Below are 18,346 nucleotides of genomic sequence, written 5' to 3'. Positions count from 1 at the left end.
CAAATTGTGCGGCCAGCCAAACGGAGCTGGCCGAATTCCAGTATCAAAGCACGAAGAAACACCGACTGGTCGGTATCCAGATTGACCTGTATCAACGGTGCGCAATTATCGGGCAGCTATAAGAATGAAGAAACCACATGCCACTGAGCTTGTGTCGAATACGTGAGCGACGACGCGAACTCACCCCTTCCTTTCAACCATGCCATGCGCAAACAAGCGGTTCCCTGCGAACGCCTGAGGCGACACGCTTGCACGCTCCGTGCAGCCGTCGTTGTGTTCGTGCTGTCGCTGTCCGGCTGCATGTCGCTCGCGCCTCAATACGAACGCCCTGCCCTGCCCGTGCCCGCTTCGTGGCCCAACGATGCACCCGACACAAGCCCGGCGTCTGCCGTCAACATGGACTGGCTCGACTACTTCCCCGACCCAACGCTTCAGTCGCTGATCGCGCAGGCGCTCGCGCAAAGCCGTGACCTGCGCATTGCCGTGCAGCGTGTCGAAGAGGCGCGCGCCATCTACGGCGTGCGCCGGGCTGATCAATTCGCCACCGTCGACGCGGGTGCGTCGTATGTCCGCTTCCGTGCACCGGGCGGCCTTCTGGGCAGCGGACCGTTCATCGGCGGCGGCTATAGCGTGAGCCTCATGGAAAGCAACTGGGAACTCGACTTCTGGGGGCGCGTGCGCAACCTCAAGGACGCCGCGCTGGAAAATTTTCTGGCCAGCGATGCGTCGCGGCGCGCCACGACACTTAGCCTCATCGCGCAGGTCGCGGACAGTTACCTGGTTCTTCGCGAGTTCGACGAGCGCATTGCCATTGCGCGCCAGACGATCGCGAGCCGCACGGAGTCGCTGCGCATCTTCCGGCGCCGCTTCGAGGTCGGCGCTATATCGAGACTCGACCTGACGCAGTCGGAAATATTGCTTGAGCAGGCGCAGACGCTCGCCGCGCAACTGGAGCAGGCGCGTGCGGCTGACGCTCACGCGCTCGACGTGCTCGTGGGCGCGCCCGCGCAACTGTCGCCGCCATCGCAGCTTGACGACGACAGCGTGCGGGCCGATCTGGCTGCCGGCCTGCCCTCGCATCTTCTGGAGAACCGCCCGGACATCGTGGCCGCCGAGCATCAGTTGCGCGCCGCCAACGCCAACATCGGCGCAGCGCGTGCCGCGTTCTTCCCACGCGTCACGCTCACCAGCTCGATCGGCAGCAGCAGCACCGCCCTTCACGACCTGTTCGCGGCGGAAACGGGCTCCTGGATTTTTCTGCCGAGCGTGTCGTTGCCCATATTCGACGCAGGCCGCAACCGCAGCAACCTGCAACTCGAAGAAGCGCGCCAGAAGGAGGCCGTAGCGCAGTACGAGAAGATAATTCAATCCGCGTTCCGTGACGTCGCCGACGCCTTGTCGGCCCGCGACTGGCTCGCCGATCAGGTGCGGTCCGCGCGCGCCACGCTCGGCGCGCAGACCGAACGTGCGCGGCTCGCCAGGCTTCGCTATGACAACGGCGCGACGCCGTTCCTCGAGGTGCTCGACGCGCAGCGCGACCTGCTGAACGCGCAGCAGCAGCTCGTGCAGATTCGTCGCGCGCTGCTGTCGAGCCGTGTTGCGCTCTACGCTGCGCTCGGCGGCAACATGGAGCGCGAGGCCGCAGCCGATCATACGCCCTCGGCAGCAAATCATCCGACATCACAGGTCCCGTTGCAATGAACGTTGCCATCACAAGCAAACAGATCATCGTCGCCACCGCGCTGCTCCTCGCTGCGGCAGGCGGCTATTTTGCGTGGACCCGTTTGCACGACGTTGGACCTGGCGACGCGTTCGCGAGCGGCAACGGCCGCATCGAAGCCACCGAGATCGACGTGGCCACAAAACTCGCCGGGCGCGTCGACGGCATATATGTCGATGAAGGCGACTTCGTGAGAGCGGGCCAGTCACTGGCGAAGATGCAGGTCACCGTCCTGGAGGCCCAACTCGACGAAGCGCGCGCCCAGCATCAGCAGGCCATCAACAACGCGGCAAGCATCGAAGCGCAGGTCACGCAACGCGAGAGCGACAAAGCGGCGGCGCAGGCGATGGTGGCGCAGCGCGAAGCCGAACTCGACGCCGCGCAACGCAAGCTCGCACGCTCGGAGACGCTGTCGCAGGAAGGCGCGTCGTCGATGCAGGAACTCGACGACGACCGCGCCCGGATGCGCAGCACCGAAGCAGCCGTGAACGCCGCCAAGGCGCAGGTCGCAACGGCCGTGGCCGCCATCGACGCGACCCGTGCGCAACTCGTCGCGGCACGCTCGATGGTGGTCGCCGCTCAGGCCACCATTGCGCGGGTCAACGCCGACATCGTCGACAGCGAGCTTGTCGCGCCGCGCGACGGCCGCGTACAGTACCGCGTCGCGGAGCCTGGCGAAGTGCTCGCAGCGGGTGGAAAGGTCCTCAATATGGTCGACCTCTCCGACGTCTACATGACCTTCTTCCTGCCCGAGCCGGTAGTCGGCAAGGTCGCGCTCGGTGCCGAAGCACGCGTGATTCTGGATGCCGCGCCCAACTACGTGATTCCGGCCACGGTCTCGTTCGTCGCGAGTACCGCGCAGTTCACGCCGAAGACCGTAGAAACCGCAAGCGAGCGCCAGAAGCTGATGTTTCGCGTCAAGGCGCGCATCAGCCGCGAGTTGCTGCTCCGGCATCTGAAGCTGGTCAAGACGGGACTGCCCGGTGTGGCATGGGTTCGGGTCGATCCTAATGTCGCCTGGCCCGAAAATCTCGCGCTCCGGGTTCCGCAGTGAGCACGATTGCATCCGGCGCCGCGAGCGCTTTACGCAACGATCAGGCAAGCTGCCTTCCCGTCGTCCGGCTGCACGACGTAATCCTTCGCTACCGAAAGACGGTGGCGCTCGATGGCGTGACGCTCGACCTTCCAGCAGGGCGCATGGTCGGCCTGATTGGGCCCGACGGTGTAGGCAAGTCGAGCCTGCTCGCATTGGCTTCTGGCGCCCGCAAGGTGCAGCAGGGTACGGTCGAGGCCTTGGGCGGCGACATGGCGTCGGAGCGGCACCGTAACCGCGTTTGTCCGCGTATCGCCTACATGCCGCAGGGTTTGGGCAAGAATCTGTACGCCACACTGTCGGTTGACGAGAACCTGCAGTTCTTCGCCCGGCTGTTCGGCCACGACGCGGCAGAACGCCGCCACCGCATCGACAGCCTTACGCGCAGCACGGGACTCCATGCGTTTCTCTCGCGCCCAGCCGGCAAGCTCTCCGGCGGCATGAAGCAGAAGCTCGGCCTGTGCTGCGCGCTGATTCACGACCCGGACCTGCTGATTCTCGACGAACCCACCACCGGCGTCGACCCCCTTGCCCGCGCACAGTTCTGGACCCTGATCGCACGCATCCGCGAAACGCGTCCCGGCATGAGTGTGATCGTCGCGACAGCGTACATGGACGAAGCACAGCGCTTCGACTGGCTCGTCGCGCTCGATGCCGGACGCGTGCTTGCCACGGGAACGCCTGCGGCGCTGCTCGAACAGGCGGCCGGCAAGACGCTGGAAGAAGCCTTCATTGCGCTGCTGCCAGAGGAAAAACGCCGAGGCCACCAGCCGGTCCGGATTACTCCGCTGCAGGCAGGCGACGACACGGTCGTCGCGATCGAGGCTCATGACCTGACGATGCGCTTCGGCGACTTCATTGCCGTCGACCACGTGAGCTTTCGCATCCGCAGAGGCGAGATATTCGGCTTCCTCGGCTCCAACGGTTGCGGCAAGTCGACCACGATGAAGATGCTGACAGGCCTGCTGCCCGCAACAGAAGGCACTGCCACACTGTTCGGCCGCCCTGTCGATCCAGACGATATCGACACGCGCAAGCGCGTCGGCTACATGTCGCAGGCGTTCTCGCTGTATGGAGAACTGACCGTGCGCCAGAACCTCGTGCTTCACGCACGCCTGTTCCATGTGTCGGAAAGCGAGATTCCCGCGCGCGTCGATGAAATGGTGAGCCGTTTCGGCCTCGCCGACGCGCTTGACACCTTGCCCGTGAGTCTGCCCCTCGGTGTCCGGCAGCGCCTGTCGCTTGCCGTGGCGATGGTGCACAAGCCGGAACTGCTCATTCTCGACGAGCCGACTTCCGGCGTGGACCCGATTGCGCGCGACAGTTTCTGGCAACTGATGCTTGACCTCGCCCGGCGGGACCGCGTGACGATTTTCATCTCGACGCACTTCATGAACGAGGCCGAGCGGTGCGATCGCATATCGCTGATGCACGCGGGCAAAGTGCTCGCAAGTGACGCGCCGGCCGCGCTGGTGCTTGCGCGTGGCGCCGCGACGCTCGAAGAGGCGTTCATCGGCTATCTGATTGAGGCGGGCGGAGAGCCCTCCGCAGAAGCGGCATCCCCGGCGGCGGTGATGCCCGTGCCTGATGAAACCACAGCCGCCGCACCCAGGCAGCACGCCTTCAGCGCCGGGCGGATGCTCAGCTACATGTGGCGCGAAGCGCTGGAGTTGCGCCGCGACCCCGTGCGCGCCACGCTCGCACTGCTGGGCTCGCTCGTGCTGATGTGCGTGATGGGCTTCGGCATCAACATGGACGTCGAAAACCTCAGCTTCGCCGTCCTCGACCGTGACCAGACCGAGTTGAGCCGCGACTACACGCTGAACATCTCCGGCTCGCGCTACTTCATGGAGCAGATGCCGCTCGTTGACTATTACGACCTGGACCAGCGCATGCGTAGCGGCCGGCTTTCGCTCGCGATCGAGATTCCACCCAACTTCGCGCGTGACCTGCTCCGCGGCAGGCACGTCGAGATCGGCGCATGGATCGACGGCGCGATGCCGCAGCGGGCCGAAACAATACGCGGCTACGTGCAGGGCATGCACACCGCCTGGCTCGTCGAACAGGCACGGCATCGACTGGGCGCAGCTCCTGCAGCGCAGTTGGACATCGAGACGCGCTTTCGCTACAACCCCGACGTAAAGAGCCTGCCCGCAATGGTGCCCGCGATCATTCCGATGCTGCTCCTCATGCTGCCCGCCATGCTGACTGCGCTCGCAGTCGTGCGCGAGCGAGAGCTGGGGTCCATCGTGAATCTGTATGTCACGCCCGTCACGCGCACGGAGTTCCTGCTTGGCAAGCAGATTCCCTATGTGCTGCTTGCCCTGCTCAATTTCCTGCTGATGACCTTGCTCGCGCGATTCGCGTTCGACGTGCCTGTAAAGGGCAGCTTTTTGACGCTGCTTGCCGCAGTGGTGATTTTCAGTATCGTCGCGACCGGCTTCGGGCTGCTCGCGTCAACGTTCACGCGCAGCCAGATCGCGGCCATCTTCCTGACGATAATCGGCACGATGGTGCCAACCATCCAGTTCGCCGGATTGATCAATCCGCTCTCTTCGATGGAAGGCAGCGCCCGGTTTATCGGACAGATCTATCCCGCCACTTACATGTTCACGATCAGCCGCGGCGTATTCAACAAGGCACTCGGGTTCCAGGATCTGCAGATGCAGTTCTGGTCGTTGCTCATCGCCATACCCGTGGTGATGATCGCGACCATCGCGATGCTGCGCAAGCAGGAGACGTGACAATGCGCAGGCTCTCGAACATCTATCGGCTCGGCGTCAAGGAACTGTGGAGCCTGCGGCGCGACCCCATCATGATCGTGCTGATCATCTACACGTTCACCGTCTCGATCTATTCGGCCGCCACCGCACAGCCGGACACGTTGCACAAGGCGCCGATCGCAGTCGTGGACGAGGACGCCTCGCCGCTGTCGGCGCGCATCGTCGCGGCGTTCTTCCCGCCACAGTTCGTCACGCCCGTGCTGATTACAGCGGCGGAGGTGGACCGGGGCCTTGACACCGGCAAATACACGTTCGCGCTCGACATTCCGCCCAATTTCCAGCGCGACGTGCTCGCCGGCCACCCCGCCGTCATCCAGTTGAATGTCGACGCGACGCGGATGAGCCAGGCCTTTACGGGCAGCGGTTATGTGCAGCAGATCGTAAGCGGCGAGGTCGATGGTTTCGCGCGGCGCTACCGCACCACCGCGTCGCTGCCCGTGGACATCGTGATGCATATGCGCTTCAATCCGAATCTCGAACATGTGCGGTTCGGCGCACTCATGGAGATCATTAACAGCGTCACGATGCTCTCGATCATCCTCACCGGCGCAGCGCTGATCCGGGAGCGCGAGCACGGCACCATCGAGCATCTGCTGGTCATGCCCGTGAGCCCGGCGGAGATCATGCTTTCGAAGGTCTGGTCGATGGGGCTGGTCGTGCTGGCCGCCGCCGCATTCTCGCTGACGTTCATTGTGCGCGGCGCGCTACGCGTGCCGGTGGAAGGGTCCGTGGCGCTTTTCATGCTGGGTGCGGCGCTGCACCTGTTCGCCACGACGGCGATGGGAATCTTTCTCGCAACGCTCGCACGCAGCATGCCCCAGTTCGGCATGCTGATCGTGCTTGTGCTACTGCCGTTGCAAATGCTATCGGGCAGCGTGACACCGCGCGAGAGCATGCCGCAGATTGTTCAGGACATCATGCTCGCGGCGCCGACGACGCATTTCGTCGAACTAGGGCAGGCGATACTGTACCGTGGTGCAGGAATCGACGTGGTGTGGAAACCCTTCTTCGCATTGTCAGCAATCGGCGTCACGCTGTTTGCCTTGTCGCTGCGCCGGTTCCGCAAGACCATCAGTCAGATGGTATAGCCCGTCATCGGGGCTGTGCTACTGATGTACCAGGCCTCGCGCCGTTCTGGCAGGACGGCTGGCGTAGAGTCAGGGTTGTGACTGACATGACGCCCATCGGGCAGAAAAATGCCACATCGTGAAGTCGTGATGATGAGCGGCCAGCCACGTGGCGATGGGTGTCGACGCCCGGCCCGCCCATACAGGCGTGCCGACTACAACCATGTCATATGGCAGCGGGCGATGTTTCATCGGCTGCAGGCGCGCCGAATGCCCGAATAACGTATTGGCGATAGAGCGGACAAAACCGGCAATACCCCGGCGTGACGAGGTATCTCTTCATAAACGCGCTCAAGGTCGGCATCAAGTTTGTCGGCAAGTCGTCGCCCTGCGAACTCCGCAGTCGTCTCAGTGCGTGAATAGCAAATGATCGGGATGCGGCGTTCGGTCTGCATGGCTCCCCCACCCGTTCGCGTGTGCTGATTCGATTGCAGCATATCGATGCGAGCATTGTGAACGCTGACTCCTATTAAGGAGCTTCAGGCACGCAAAGCGTCGGTGGGAGCTACCAGACTTCGGATGGGCATTCGATGTTTTTACCAACGACAGACACACATCTGCTCCCGCTGGATGTAGACGCATCCTGACACGTCAAGGCACGTTCAACGCATGGATCTGACGTCCATGTCAGAGATGTCCCGTCGAATGCGCCATATCGGTGGCCAAGCAGAAATGCGGCACAGATTACCGCAGACGCTGTCACCAGCGAAAACGCCAGCCGCTCGAAAATGGGAAGATGACGATACATGACGTACTCCATAAAATCCGCGGCAAGTCCTTGGCAAAGTGCAAAAGTGCCAGCTGCAGCGAATACATGGTGTGTGACCCATAGCGTTGTGATACTGACGCAGATCAGCGTTTTCGATATCTATCTCAGACGCTCAGGGATCCATTGGATCGTGTCGATATTGCGCGGCGGCAGTCAGGCCGTTGAGTTCCATCACCGCGATCTGCCGCCCGCCAAATCAAGCACCCGATTTGAGAATGCCGTGCGCAGGTCGCTCATCAACAAGTCGCGACCGATGCGGACAAAACGAGTCATGCTCACTCGTCATGCGCGGCAGGCACGGGACGTCGCTTATTGTCGGGTGTCAGGAAGCTGTTCGTTCGCGCGTGCCCGCTCCCGCACTGTTGTCAAGCTCTCAATACTCTCAGCGGCCGCCCCTGCGTCGAAAACGCGTTCGACGTCCGTGACGGCGAGGCTTGTGACGTCCTCTCCTGCTTCGTTTTCGTTGATCTCCGACACTATCACCGAGTTATCTTCCCTCTTCGGTCGGGACTCCTTTTTCGCGTCAAACCAGCCGACCTCGGCACGTAGTCTCGCAGCAAATGACTTCCACCCGCGCCCGTTCCCCTTGAAGAGTTGCTCACGAACACTAGCGGCAAACGCGTTTCGATCAAGCGGATCTGTGAGGAGCCACTGAGGCCACAGGCAAAACGCACGGAGCGTGCAAGTGATGAAGTCTTCGATCAGCATCGTGCGATCCAGGTATTCCAGCACAGGCTCGTCTTCGAGGATCGGATTGCGGTCGACAAGCTCCCCGATAGTCAGCGGAGCCGGCCGCATCTCGCGGATGCGGGTGGTCACTTGAAGGACCCGGCCGAGATAGTGCAGCAGGATACGTCGTTCGAATGCGTCTTTCATGGTTTATTCCACTGGTTGCGTCTACGGCGCGCGGCCAGCACCTACTTGCGGCCTTGCGTCTGGACAGCCCATCGGCACGGCAACGCCTGAATTAACATGCCGTCAGGGAAGCCACAAGCCTGGGTACGACATGCCTGACCCGCGAGCCTTCAAACAGGCACGCTCGCGAGTTTCCGGTCGATAAACTCCCGAGCCTGCCTCTGGCCGTAGTTTTGGGCACCACTGTACGAGATGAAGTCGGTCCGCTCATCAACGCTTGTCACTGGTGTAGCAACGTCGTCAACAGATCGGACTGACCACGAGACGTTAAAGTGCCGACGGGGCATGCAACTCAGCGAAATCACCGGGCTGATCGATACCCGCACATGGATCGGATATCCGCGGTAGGGCTCACACAGATTACCCATTGACCCTCCGGGCAATATGCGCAAGTGTTCGGCAGATGCATTGTTCAACGTGTCTCGCATGATGTACTTTCCATAGCCCCTGCAGATACCGATGCCCGATTACACGTGCAGCGGGGTCTGTACTGAACCGCTACGCTCGCGGTTCTGCTCACAACGGATGATGCTAGCCAATAACGCCAGATCCTGACCGAGCGCCCCGATCACGTCGTCGAGCGAAAGTACGCCAACGATGTCCTGCTCCGCGTTCGTGACGGGAAGTCGACGTATCCCGTGACACGACATGGTTTGCATCGCTTCGGCCACGTCCGCGTCGGCGTCGACAGCCACCACATAAGGGGTCATCACATCCGTAACTAATAGTTCTTTTGGAGAAATGGTGCGCGTCACGGCCTTCAACACGATATCCCGGTCAGTTACGATCCCGGCGATCCGGTTGGTCGAACCGCCGCTCGTCACAACCAGCGTACCGACGTGCTGGTCGCGCATCTGCGTTGCGGCTTCCTGCAAATTGCAGGACATGGGAATATGGACCGTGCCAAGACTACAAATATCTTTGACTTTCACGATTACCTCCTGCAAACGATGCGCGGTTATCGTATCGCCGCACATTGACAATCTCGCTCGACCGCCGCCTGTCAGGCGCAACCTTCGATAGCAAGAATCACGCTCCTTGATTCGTAGCCGAGGCGTGCACCCACGGAGGCGGTCTAGAAATGATCTGGTTGCCGGACATGGCAGACTGCCCCTCGGGTTGATGATTCGAGTATGCGTGGCGTCCAGCCTTCTGGATTGACTCATGTCAACGGCGTTGATTGGCGGTGTGTTCACACGGGGCTGGGTAAGGCGTTGGACCAGTCGGAGATACTCAAGGAATACCTGGAGCGCAGCCTGCAGTTGCTTCGCAAAGCGTGGCAAGCAAATAGCTCGATTGGCACAGGTGGTGTGGAACCTTCAAGACGCGTCTTTCCAGGAAGAGGTGCCAGATCAACTGAAAATTGAACGCAGCGGTTTCCGCGTTGACACCATCCGCTCGCCCACTTTGTCTACGGGAAGGTGAACGTTATTGAGAACGGGGTGTCTTGACATGCGCCATAGCGTGTCTCCTGGCGCGAGACAAGCTTACTGCTTTCGTCTGTTCCAATTCTGAAAGTATTGCTGACGGTGGCGCACCTGGTGTTTCCGGTATTGAACTGGTCATTGGCGAACGTAACCAGGAGACTGTTCGCCGAATTGCTCGCGACGCTTGCCGGGTTATATCAGAAGCTCGATCCGTGCAATTGCTTCAATCCCGGCATCGGCAATGCGTCGAAGTTTGCGGCTTATCGCAAGTCACAAAGTGAGTGACAAAGTAAGTCACAAGCGGTGAGCGAACCGGTAGTTTAAGCGTCGTGTGACCACAGGCACGGGCGACATACGCTGTCCCCGTTTTCAGATTGGACCATAGTGGCTGGCATTGCTTCCGATGCATGCGGCAGATCGCGGTCCTGCCAGCGGCGGCGACTCGCGATCTGCCGGTTCACGCTACTTGCCTTGCGCTCACTTCTTCCCATCGACCACCGCGACCACCTCGTCGCGCGTGTACTCCTTATTCGCAAGCGCGCCCGCTGACGTCTTTGCGAGCACGGCATCGAGTTCGCCCGGCTTCACTTCGAGAACCGGCATGCGGATATCGTGTGGCACCTTCTTGCCGGCCAGGATCTGCTGCGTGACCCAGAACGCGAACGTCGATGCGCCCGGCGGAATCGTCACCGACATCGTCTCGTAGCCGCCCTTCTTCTGATCGGCCCACCATGCAAGCTCTTCCTGACGGTTGCCGAGAATGATGATCGGCGTCGGCCGTCCTGCGGCCTTGATCGCCTGCGCGGCGCCGAATCCGTCGCCGCCCTGGGTGACGACGCCATCGATCTTCGGCAACGTCGGCAAAATACCCGCGACCTGCTTTTGCGCGACGGTCTGCGTCCAGTCGCCATGCACCGAGCCGACTATTTTCAGCCCGGGATACTTTTTCAGTTCATCCACGACGCCCTGGTGAATCTCGTCGTCCACCGAGACGCCCGCGAGCCCCCGGATTTCCAGCAGGTTGCCCTTGCCGTTCAAACGCTTCGCCAGATAATCGACCTGCATGCGGCCCATACCCTGAAAATCGACCGCGATGCGGTATGCGCACGGCTCGGTTGCGATTCCGTCGAACGACACGACCGTCACGCCCGCGCCGCACGCCTGCTTGATTACGCCGTTAAGCGCGGTCGGCGAAACCGCATCGACGGCAATCGCCTTGTAGCCTTGCAGGATCAGATTCTGGATCTGCTGGACCTGCTCGGTCGCCTGGCTTTCAGCCGTCGTGAAGCTGGGCGCGGCCGCAACGACCTTCTGCTTCACCGCGGGATCGGCCACGTTCGACCAGCTCTTGAGCATCTGCTGGCGCCAACTGTTGCCTGCATAGTTGTTCGACAGCGCGATCTTCATCGCCGACGTATCGCCCGTTGCAACCTGCGCCGATGCGCCCACCGATGCCGCGGCCAGACACAGCGCCACCGCGATTGCTGTCATCTTCATGTTCGTCTCCGGGTTTTGATGTTGTGAGTTTCACCGCCCCGCGCCGCGCACAGCGACGTGAAGCGAATAGATGGACGAGGTCGCCGCGATAAACAGGCGATTGCGGTTGATGCCGCCGAACGTGAGATTCGCGACGACCTCGGGGATCAGGATCTTGCCGAGCAGCGCCCCGTCCGGCGCATAGCAATGCACGCCGTCTTCCGCGCTGGTCCACACGTTGCCGTGCTCGTCCACGCGCATGCCGTCCGGCACGCCGCTTCGCATTTCGATGAACACGCGACCGTTGCGCAAACGACCCTCGCCCGCCACATCGAACACGCGAATATGACGCGGCGCCTCGTCGTCGTGAGAAGCCGCCGAATCGGCGATATAGAGGCGCGATTCGTCCGGTGAGAACGCGAGGCCGTTCGGCTTCACGAAGTCGTCGCTGACCAGTTCCACCCGCGTGGTGTCGGGCGAAATGCGGTAGACGTTGCAGCGGCCGATCTCGCTCTGCGCGCGATACCCTTCGTAGTCGCTCAGAATTCCGTAGTCAGGATCGGTGAACCAGATGTTGCCGTTCGAATCGACAATGACATCGTTCGGCGAATTCAGGCGCTTCCCTTCGAAGTGCGACGCAAGCACGGTCACGCTGCCGTCGTGTTCGGTGCGCGTCACGCGCCGCGCGCCGTGCTCGCAACTGACGAGCCGGCCTTCACGATCGCGCGTGTTGCCGTTGCTGTAGTTCGACGGCGCGCGGAACACGCCCAGGCCCATGCCCGGCGCCCAGCGCAGCATCCGGTTGTTCGGTATGTCGCTCCATATGAGCAGGTCGGTCGCCGGGAAATACACCGGCCCTTCGGCCCACAGGCATTCATCTGTCAGGCGGCTCAGGAATGCATTGGGCTGAAGCAGCAGTCTGAAACGCGGATCATGCACTTCGTAGTCGCTGGATTTCATCTCCCCTCTCGTTCTTGACGTGAATCGGAAAAGCGATTGGCACCTCTTCACCGCACCGCCTTTCCGCCGGCCGCGACGGTCACCGCGACGATGAGCACGCCATAGACGATCGATCGCACGCCCGCATCCGCGCCGAGCGCGTTGAGCGCGGCGTTCGTGAGAAACAGGAACATCGACGCGCCCCACACGCCGACGATCGTCGCCTTGCCGCCGGCGACCAGCGTGCCGCCGATCACGACCACGGCAATCGAAATCAGCATGTACTCGACGCCCATGTCGAGCGACGCGCCGCCCGAGGTCGCCGCGAGCAGAAGCGCCGTGAGCGCCGCGATCATCGAGCACAGCACGTACGCGAGGCAGCGCGTACGATGCACGTCGACGCCCGCGAGCCACGCGGCCCGTGCGTTCTGTCCGATCGCCGACAGCTTGCGGCCGTACACCGCGCGATGCAGCAGCACCGCCAGCGCGACCGACAGTGCAAGCGCAAGGAGCGCGATATACGGCACGTTCAGGAAGCGGCCGGTCGCGAACGCGCCGAGCGCGGGCGGCGGCGGCGGAAGCTGCCGCCCTTGCGTGATCGCGATCGACTGGACGATGAAACTCGACGACAGCGTCGCGATGATGGGCGGAATGCGCAGCAGCCTGATCAGCATGTAATTCGCAAGGCCCACCGCGCCACCGGCGCCGAGCGCGGCCGCGACGCCGATCACGATTCGCCCGTTCGCCCCGCCCATGACGTGCATGCCGATCACGCCCGCGAGCGCGATGGTCGACGGCACCGACAGGTCGATGTTGCCGACGCCCGACGTGATCACGAGCATCTGCCCGAGACCGACCAGCACCATGAACACGCCGTAGGTGAGCGCCGTCTGCGCGACATTGCCGGCTATGCCGAAGCCGAACACGCCGACGATGCCGAACCACACCAGCACCGCGCCGACGAACGACCACGCCCACGGCGCCTGAACGCTGCGCAAGCGCGACCACGCGGTTTCGTCTGCGCCGATTGCCCTGCCGGTTAGCTGCGATTTCATTGGCGCTCCCCGCGTTGCAGCAGCACGCGCAACGACAGCACGACGACGAGGATCGCGCCTTGCATGCCGACCTGCCAGTCCGCCGAGATATTGAGGAAGGCGAGGAACGACGCCGCGAGCGTCAGTGTGATTGCACCGAGCACCGCGCCGATCACCGACACGCGCCCGCCGATGAATTCGCCGCCGCCGAGTATCACCGCCGCGATGGACAGCAGCGTGTAGCGCAGCGCCAGATTCGCGTCGGCGGAAGTCGTGAGGCCGAGCAGCGACAGACCCGACAGCACGCCGAAGATGCCCGCGACTCCGTACAGCGTCGCCTTACTGCGCACGAGCGACCAGCCGAAGCGGCGCATCGCGCGCGGATTGCCGCCCGCGCCACGGATGCGAACGCCGGCCGAGGTGCGCATCAACAGCACGTGCCCGATGATCGCGACCACCACCGACCACACGATCGGCGCCGCGATGAACGGTGTCTGATAGTTCATCGCCGTGCCGATCCAGCCGGGAGTCGTGCCGCCCGGCGAAGGCAGCAGCACGATCGCAAGGCCGCTCCACACGAACGACAGACCGAGCGTGACGACGATCGACGGTATCTGCCGCAGCTCGATCAGCGCGCCGACTGCTGCATACGCGAGCACGCAGCCGATCAGCGCGAGCACACCGAGCCACGGTTCTTTAACCAGCAGCGTCGCGCCGATGCACGCCACCAGACTCACGAAAGAACCGATCGACAGATCGAGGTCGTTCACGGTGATGATCGCGAGCTGCGCGAGCGTCGCGAGTACGATCGGCACCGCCAGATTGAGCAGCAGACTGGAGCCGAAATAGCTCATCACCGCGGGCTGCATGATCAGGATCGGCACGAGCACCGCGATCAGCGAGATTGCAGGAAGCAGCGCGCGCAGGCGGGCCTGCGTGCTCTGAATGGAAAAGTGCGCGGGAGTCATGCGGCCTGCTCCTCGAAGCTTGCTGCAAGCAGTGCTTCTTCCGTGCATTCGTCGGCTGTGAGCACGCGCGTGACGGCGGCCGAGCGGAATACATAGGTGCGGTCGCAATGCGACAGCTCATCGTTTTCGGTCGTGTACCAGATGAAGGTGCGGCCCTTTTGCGCTTCGTCGTGGACGAGCTGATAGATGTCGCGCTTCGTGCCGACATCCACGCCGCGAGTGGGATCGTCCATCAGGATCAGCACGGCGTCCGACGCGAGCGCGCGTGCGAACAGCACTTTCTGCTGATTGCCACCGGACAGCGACAGGATGCTCGCGCTCATCGGCGCGCCGCGTATGCCGATCTTCGCGCGCCACGCTTCGACGAGCGCGCGCCCGGCCGTGCGATCGACGAGACCGCGCTTCGACTTCGCTCCGCCGAAAAGCCAGCGCACGTCGAGGTTCTGCGCGATCGACCAGACCGGAAACACGCCGTCGCGGCCGCGATCGCCCGCGACGAAAGCGGCTTTCACGCGCCCTGCGCCGCGACGCGTCGCGGCCTCGTAGATCGACAGCAACGCTTCCGTCTGACCTTGGCCTGCGAGTCCCGCGAAGCCGACGATCTCGCCGCGCGACGCTTCGATCAAAGTCCGCTTATGCGCGCCGACATTCCAGCGGAAAGCGCGCTCGTCGCCGCGTGCGTCGCGCACGCGCGCGGCAGAAGGCGTCTTGTCCGCTTCGAGCTGCTGACCCATCGCCTGGATGATCGCCGCGTGGCTCACCGCGTCGCGCGGCAGCACGCCGACGATTCCGCCATCGCGCATCACGACCACACGATCTGCGACGCGCTCGATTTCACCCAGCATGTGCGTGATCAGCACGCACGTGATTCCCGATTGCGCCGCGCGACGCACGAATGCGAGCAGCTGATCGGCCGTATGCGCATCGAGCGACGACGTCGGCTCGTCGAGAATCACGAGGCGCACAGGCGCATCGGTCACTGTGAAGCCGCGCGCGATTTCCACCATCTGTTGCTGCGTGAGCGTCAGATCGGAAACCAGCTCATTGCCCTTCAGCCCATTGCCGGGAAAGATTTCGTCGAGCTTCTCGCGCATCAACGCGGTTGCCTTGCGACGCCATCCGGCCCCGCGCAATTGCGGATGCACAATCGTCATGTTCTCGGCGACCGTCAGGTTCGCGCACAGCGACAACTCCTGGAACACGCAGCGCACGCCCGCATGCCGCGCGGCGTTGGCGTCGTAATGCGGCGCCGGTTGTCCGTCCACGTCGATGCGTCCCTGAGTCGGCGCATAGACGCCCGCCAGCACCGCCATTAACGTGGATTTGCCCGCGCCGTTATGTCCCGCGATGCCGACGCATTCTCCGCGCATGAACGCGAAGTCGATGTCGCCCAGCGCGCGTACCCGGCCGAAGGTCTTGCCGATGCCGTCGAAGCGAATCAGCGCGCCCGGCTGACCGTTGCTTGATGTTGCGCCCATTCACATGCCTCCATGCGTGGCGTCGCGCACGCGCCCGATCGCGCCGGATCGGGCCTGAGCGCGCTTACTTTTTGTCGAGCAAGGCCACGGTCTGCGGCAACGTGTAGGTGACGTCGGCGATAGCGCCCTTCGGCGTCGCGGCGAGCTTCGCCGGCAACTCCTGTTGCGAGATTGCGAGCAGCGGTACGTTGATGGTCACGTCCTTCGGGATCTGCTTGCCCGCGAGAACCTGCTGCGCGACCCAGAACGCGAACGAGACCGCGCCCGGCGGGTTCGACAGCGAGCGCGACTGGTAACCCGTTTTCGTCTGCTCGCTCCACCATTCGAGTTCCGGATAGGTGCTGCCGATGATCATGGGCGGCGTGGGACGATTGGCCGCCTTGAACGCCTGCGCGATGCCGAACGACATCTCGCCTTCGGTCGCGACGCCGTCGACTTGCGGCAGCGTCGGGAGAATGCCCGCGACGGCCTTTTGCGCGACCGATTGCGTCCAGTCGCCGTTCACCGAGCCGACGAGCTTGAGGCCGGGATGTTTCTTGAGTCCGTCGAGCACACCCTCATGCATCAGGTTGTCGACGGAAATGCCGGCCACGCCCCGCACTTCGAGAATGTTGCCTTTGCCGTTCAACCGGTTCGCCAGATAATCGACGCCCTGCTCTGCCCAGCCCTTGAAATCGAAGTTCACGCGATACGCGCACGGTTCGTCGACGACGCCGTCGAACGACACGACGACGATGCCCGCCGCGCATGCCTTCTTGATCGTACCGTTGAGCGCGGTGGGCGATACGGCGTCGATCACGATCGCGTTATAGCCTTGCAGTATCAGGTTCTGCACCTGCTGCGCCTGTTCGGTCACCTGATTTTCCGCGGTTGTGAACGCGGGCGCGGCGGCAATCTGCTTGTCGCTCACCGCTTGCTGGGCAATCGCGTTCCAACTCTTGAGCATCGACTGCCGCCAGGCATTGCCGGCGAAGCTGTTCGATAACGCGATCTTCTTTTGCGACGTGTCGCCCGCAGCGACCTGCGCGTGCGCCGCGCTGCCGACCATGCATGCGGCGAGCGCGAGCGCGAGCGCGGCCCTGACCTTCATTCCCTTACGGAACATCGTGTCATCTCCTTTCGTTCTTCTTCGCGCGCCATGACTTGATCGACAACGCGCCGTTCGCCAGTCTGCGTTGATTCGTGCTGCGGTCAGGCCAATCGATTTTGGTCAGGCCACCGATTGCGGAGCCCAGTATAGCGACTGGTGTTAGCGTGTGCAATTCGAATCAGTTACCGGTAACGAATGGCGTTGCAGCAGGTGTGCCGGCAAGCACGCTCATCGTTTTTCGTCGCCGCCTCGCCGTGTCCTCGCCGTGTCCTGGCCGTCACGCGAGTGACATCGCATCATCGTGCGCGCTGCCAGCGTGCACCCGCGATTGCGCTGCGCTCAGCAACCGCCAGCGAAGATAGCTGCGATCCAGCGCGGCGATATCGCTGCACCCGAGCAGACCCAGCCCGCGATCCACTTCCGTTTGCAATATCTTGATCGCGCGCGCGGCGCCCGGCTGGCCGCCCGCGCCCAGGCCGTAGGTCGTCGCCCGTCCGAGCAGCACGGCATCGGCGCCCAGCGCCACGGCCTTCAGGATGTCGGAGCCGCGGCGGAACCCGCCGTCGAGCATTACAGCGAGCCGGCCGCGCACCTGATCGACGACTTCCGGCAGCACGTCCATCGCGGACACCGCGCCGTCGAGCTGCCGGCCGCCGTGATTCGACAGCACGATCCCGTCGACGCCGGCCTCGATCGCCCGCAGTGCGTCCGGCGCGCCCAGCACGCCCTTCACGACCAGGCGCTTGGGCCACAGATCACGCAGCCAGCGGATGTCGTCCCAGCACAGCGACGGATCGAGTTGCTGACCCAGCGTAATCGTCGCACCCTTCACGCTGGTCTGCCCCGGCGGTAACAGGTCGCCGAGATTCGCAAAGCGCGGCATCCCGCCCGGCCAAAGCACGTTGCTCATCCAGCGCGGGTGGCCCAGCACATCGAACTTGTTGCGCCAGTCGAGCATCAACGGCTTGATGTAGTTGCGCAGATCCCATTCGCGTTTGCCGAACACCGCGCTGTCCGTCGTGACGACCAGCGCTTCGATTCCGGCCGCAAGCGAGCGTTGCGCGAGCTTCGCGACGAACTCGCGCGTGCGATACATGTAGACCTGCATCCACACCCGGCCGCCCGCGCGTTGCACGACATCTTCGAGCGCAACCGTCGACGCGTTGCTCAGCACGAACGGAATGCCGGCCGCCGCCGCCGCGCTCGCGAGCTGCACATCGCCCTCGCGGAACATCAGTCCGCTGTAGCCGGTCGGGCCGATCATGAACGGCGACGCTGTGCGCTGACCGAGCAGCGTGCTGCTCTGGTTGCGGTGTTCGACATTGACGAGCGTGCGCGGCAAAAACGCGATTTCGTCGAACACGTCCCGATTGCGGCGCAGCGTCGCCTCGTCCTCAGCGCCGCCTTCGATGTATTCGAAACAGAAATTCGGCAGCCGCCTGCGTGCCATCGCGCGGAGATCGTCGATGCTGTGCGCGCGGTTCACGTCGCGGCCTGAATAAAGGCGGCGTTTCAATTCGGTTCTCC

At 63.1% G+C, this 18,346-nt stretch carries 13 protein-coding genes and 1 pseudogene; 5 read left to right on the top strand and 9 right to left on the bottom strand.

Features of this window, described 5'->3' with window-relative positions; genetic code table 11:
* The first annotated feature begins 204 nt into the window (after positions 1-204).
* Genes FRZ40_RS35190 through FRZ40_RS35175 form a run of 4 tightly spaced genes read left to right on the top strand, consistent with a single transcriptional unit; the run spans position 205 to position 6,684 of the window.
* A complete protein-coding gene (locus FRZ40_RS35190) occupies positions 205-1,701 on the top strand; it encodes an efflux transporter outer membrane subunit (RefSeq protein ID WP_147237268.1) in 1,497 nt (498 codons plus the stop codon).
* Entirely contained in the window at positions 1,698-2,774 is a 1,077-nt protein-coding gene (locus FRZ40_RS35185) for an HlyD family secretion protein (protein WP_147237267.1), read from the top strand. The genes FRZ40_RS35190 and FRZ40_RS35185 overlap by 4 nt, the downstream gene beginning before the upstream one ends.
* 5 nt (positions 2,775-2,779) lie before the next feature.
* Positions 2,780-5,557: a ribosome-associated ATPase/putative transporter RbbA gene (gene rbbA / locus FRZ40_RS35180; RefSeq protein ID WP_275671132.1), complete on the top strand. Its 2,778-nt coding sequence runs from the start codon at positions 2,780-2,782 to the stop codon at positions 5,555-5,557.
* A gap of 2 nt (positions 5,558-5,559) precedes the next feature.
* A complete protein-coding gene (locus tag FRZ40_RS35175) occupies positions 5,560-6,684 on the top strand; it encodes an ABC transporter permease (protein ID WP_147237266.1) in 1,125 nt (374 codons plus the stop codon).
* 1,117 nt (positions 6,685-7,801) lie between these two features.
* Here FRZ40_RS35175 and FRZ40_RS35170 read toward each other — a convergent pair.
* Together FRZ40_RS35170 and FRZ40_RS35165 are read right to left on the bottom strand one after the other, a co-directional pair.
* A complete protein-coding gene (locus FRZ40_RS35170; RefSeq protein WP_028368045.1) occupies positions 7,802-8,368 on the bottom strand; it encodes a hypothetical protein in 567 nt (188 codons plus the stop codon).
* A gap of 506 nt (positions 8,369-8,874) precedes the next feature.
* Entirely contained in the window at positions 8,875-9,339 is a 465-nt protein-coding gene (locus tag FRZ40_RS35165) for a CBS domain-containing protein (RefSeq protein ID WP_028368044.1), read from the bottom strand.
* 678 nt (positions 9,340-10,017) lie between these two features.
* Between FRZ40_RS35165 and FRZ40_RS35160 the strand changes: the two are divergent.
* Positions 10,018-10,119 (top strand): annotated as a pseudogene (locus FRZ40_RS35160) (hypothetical protein); the annotation flags it as partial.
* Positions 10,120-10,311: 192 nt separating this feature from the next.
* Here the strand turns inward: FRZ40_RS35160 and FRZ40_RS35155 are convergent.
* The 7 genes from FRZ40_RS35155 to FRZ40_RS35125 form a co-directional block, all read right to left on the bottom strand.
* Complete coding sequence (locus FRZ40_RS35155) at positions 10,312-11,331, bottom strand: ABC transporter substrate-binding protein (protein WP_028368042.1); 1,020 nt, start codon at positions 11,329-11,331, stop codon at positions 10,312-10,314.
* Positions 11,332-11,361: 30 nt separating this feature from the next.
* Positions 11,362-12,270, bottom strand: coding sequence for an SMP-30/gluconolactonase/LRE family protein (locus FRZ40_RS35150; RefSeq protein ID WP_147237264.1), 909 nt, complete (start codon positions 12,268-12,270; stop codon positions 11,362-11,364).
* A 47-nt stretch (positions 12,271-12,317) separates the two neighbouring features.
* On the bottom strand, positions 12,318-13,304 hold the full coding sequence (locus FRZ40_RS35145) for an ABC transporter permease (RefSeq protein ID WP_147237263.1): 987 nt from the start codon (positions 13,302-13,304) through the stop codon (positions 12,318-12,320).
* Positions 13,301-14,251, bottom strand: coding sequence for an ABC transporter permease (locus tag FRZ40_RS35140; protein WP_028368039.1), 951 nt, complete (start codon positions 14,249-14,251; stop codon positions 13,301-13,303). Before FRZ40_RS35140 ends, FRZ40_RS35145 begins: the two co-directional genes overlap by 4 nt.
* Positions 14,248-15,729: a sugar ABC transporter ATP-binding protein gene (locus FRZ40_RS35135; RefSeq protein WP_147237262.1), complete on the bottom strand. Its 1,482-nt coding sequence runs from the start codon at positions 15,727-15,729 to the stop codon at positions 14,248-14,250. Before FRZ40_RS35135 ends, FRZ40_RS35140 begins: the two co-directional genes overlap by 4 nt.
* Positions 15,730-15,793: 64 nt before the next feature.
* Positions 15,794-16,834: an ABC transporter substrate-binding protein gene (locus tag FRZ40_RS35130; protein ID WP_147237261.1), complete on the bottom strand. Its 1,041-nt coding sequence runs from the start codon at positions 16,832-16,834 to the stop codon at positions 15,794-15,796.
* Between the two features lie 262 nt (positions 16,835-17,096).
* The gene (locus tag FRZ40_RS35125) at positions 17,097-18,335 is read right to left on the bottom strand and encodes an alpha-hydroxy acid oxidase (protein ID WP_147237260.1); all 1,239 of its coding nucleotides are present in this window, start codon (positions 18,333-18,335) and stop codon (positions 17,097-17,099) included.
* Positions 18,336-18,346: the final 11 nt, after the last annotated feature.

This window comes from Paraburkholderia azotifigens (assembly GCF_007995085.1).
GTDB classification, from domain to species: Bacteria; Pseudomonadota; Gammaproteobacteria; order Burkholderiales; family Burkholderiaceae; genus Paraburkholderia; species Paraburkholderia azotifigens.
The sequence above is the reverse complement of the archived record's forward strand: the minus strand, read 5'-3'. Positions and strand labels throughout refer to the sequence as shown.

Coding starts and splice junctions, on each gene's coding strand:
- FRZ40_RS35190 (WP_147237268.1), top strand. CDS start 205: ATGCGCAAACAAGCGGTTCCCTGCGAACGCCTGAGGCGACACGCTTGC.
- FRZ40_RS35130 (WP_147237261.1), bottom strand. CDS start 16,834: ATGTTCCGTAAGGGAATGAAGGTCAGGGCCGCGCTCGCGCTCGCGCTC.
- FRZ40_RS35135 (WP_147237262.1), bottom strand. CDS start 15,729: ATGGGCGCAACATCAAGCAACGGTCAGCCGGGCGCGCTGATTCGCTTC.
- FRZ40_RS35145 (WP_147237263.1), bottom strand. CDS start 13,304: ATGAAATCGCAGCTAACCGGCAGGGCAATCGGCGCAGACGAAACCGCG.
- FRZ40_RS35140 (WP_028368039.1), bottom strand. CDS start 14,251: ATGACTCCCGCGCACTTTTCCATTCAGAGCACGCAGGCCCGCCTGCGC.
- FRZ40_RS35175 (WP_147237266.1), top strand. CDS start 5,560: ATGCGCAGGCTCTCGAACATCTATCGGCTCGGCGTCAAGGAACTGTGG.
- FRZ40_RS35185 (WP_147237267.1), top strand. CDS start 1,698: ATGAACGTTGCCATCACAAGCAAACAGATCATCGTCGCCACCGCGCTG.
- FRZ40_RS35170 (WP_028368045.1), bottom strand. CDS start 8,368: ATGAAAGACGCATTCGAACGACGTATCCTGCTGCACTATCTCGGCCGG.
- FRZ40_RS35155 (WP_028368042.1), bottom strand. CDS start 11,331: ATGAAGATGACAGCAATCGCGGTGGCGCTGTGTCTGGCCGCGGCATCG.
- FRZ40_RS35150 (WP_147237264.1), bottom strand. CDS start 12,270: ATGAAATCCAGCGACTACGAAGTGCATGATCCGCGTTTCAGACTGCTG.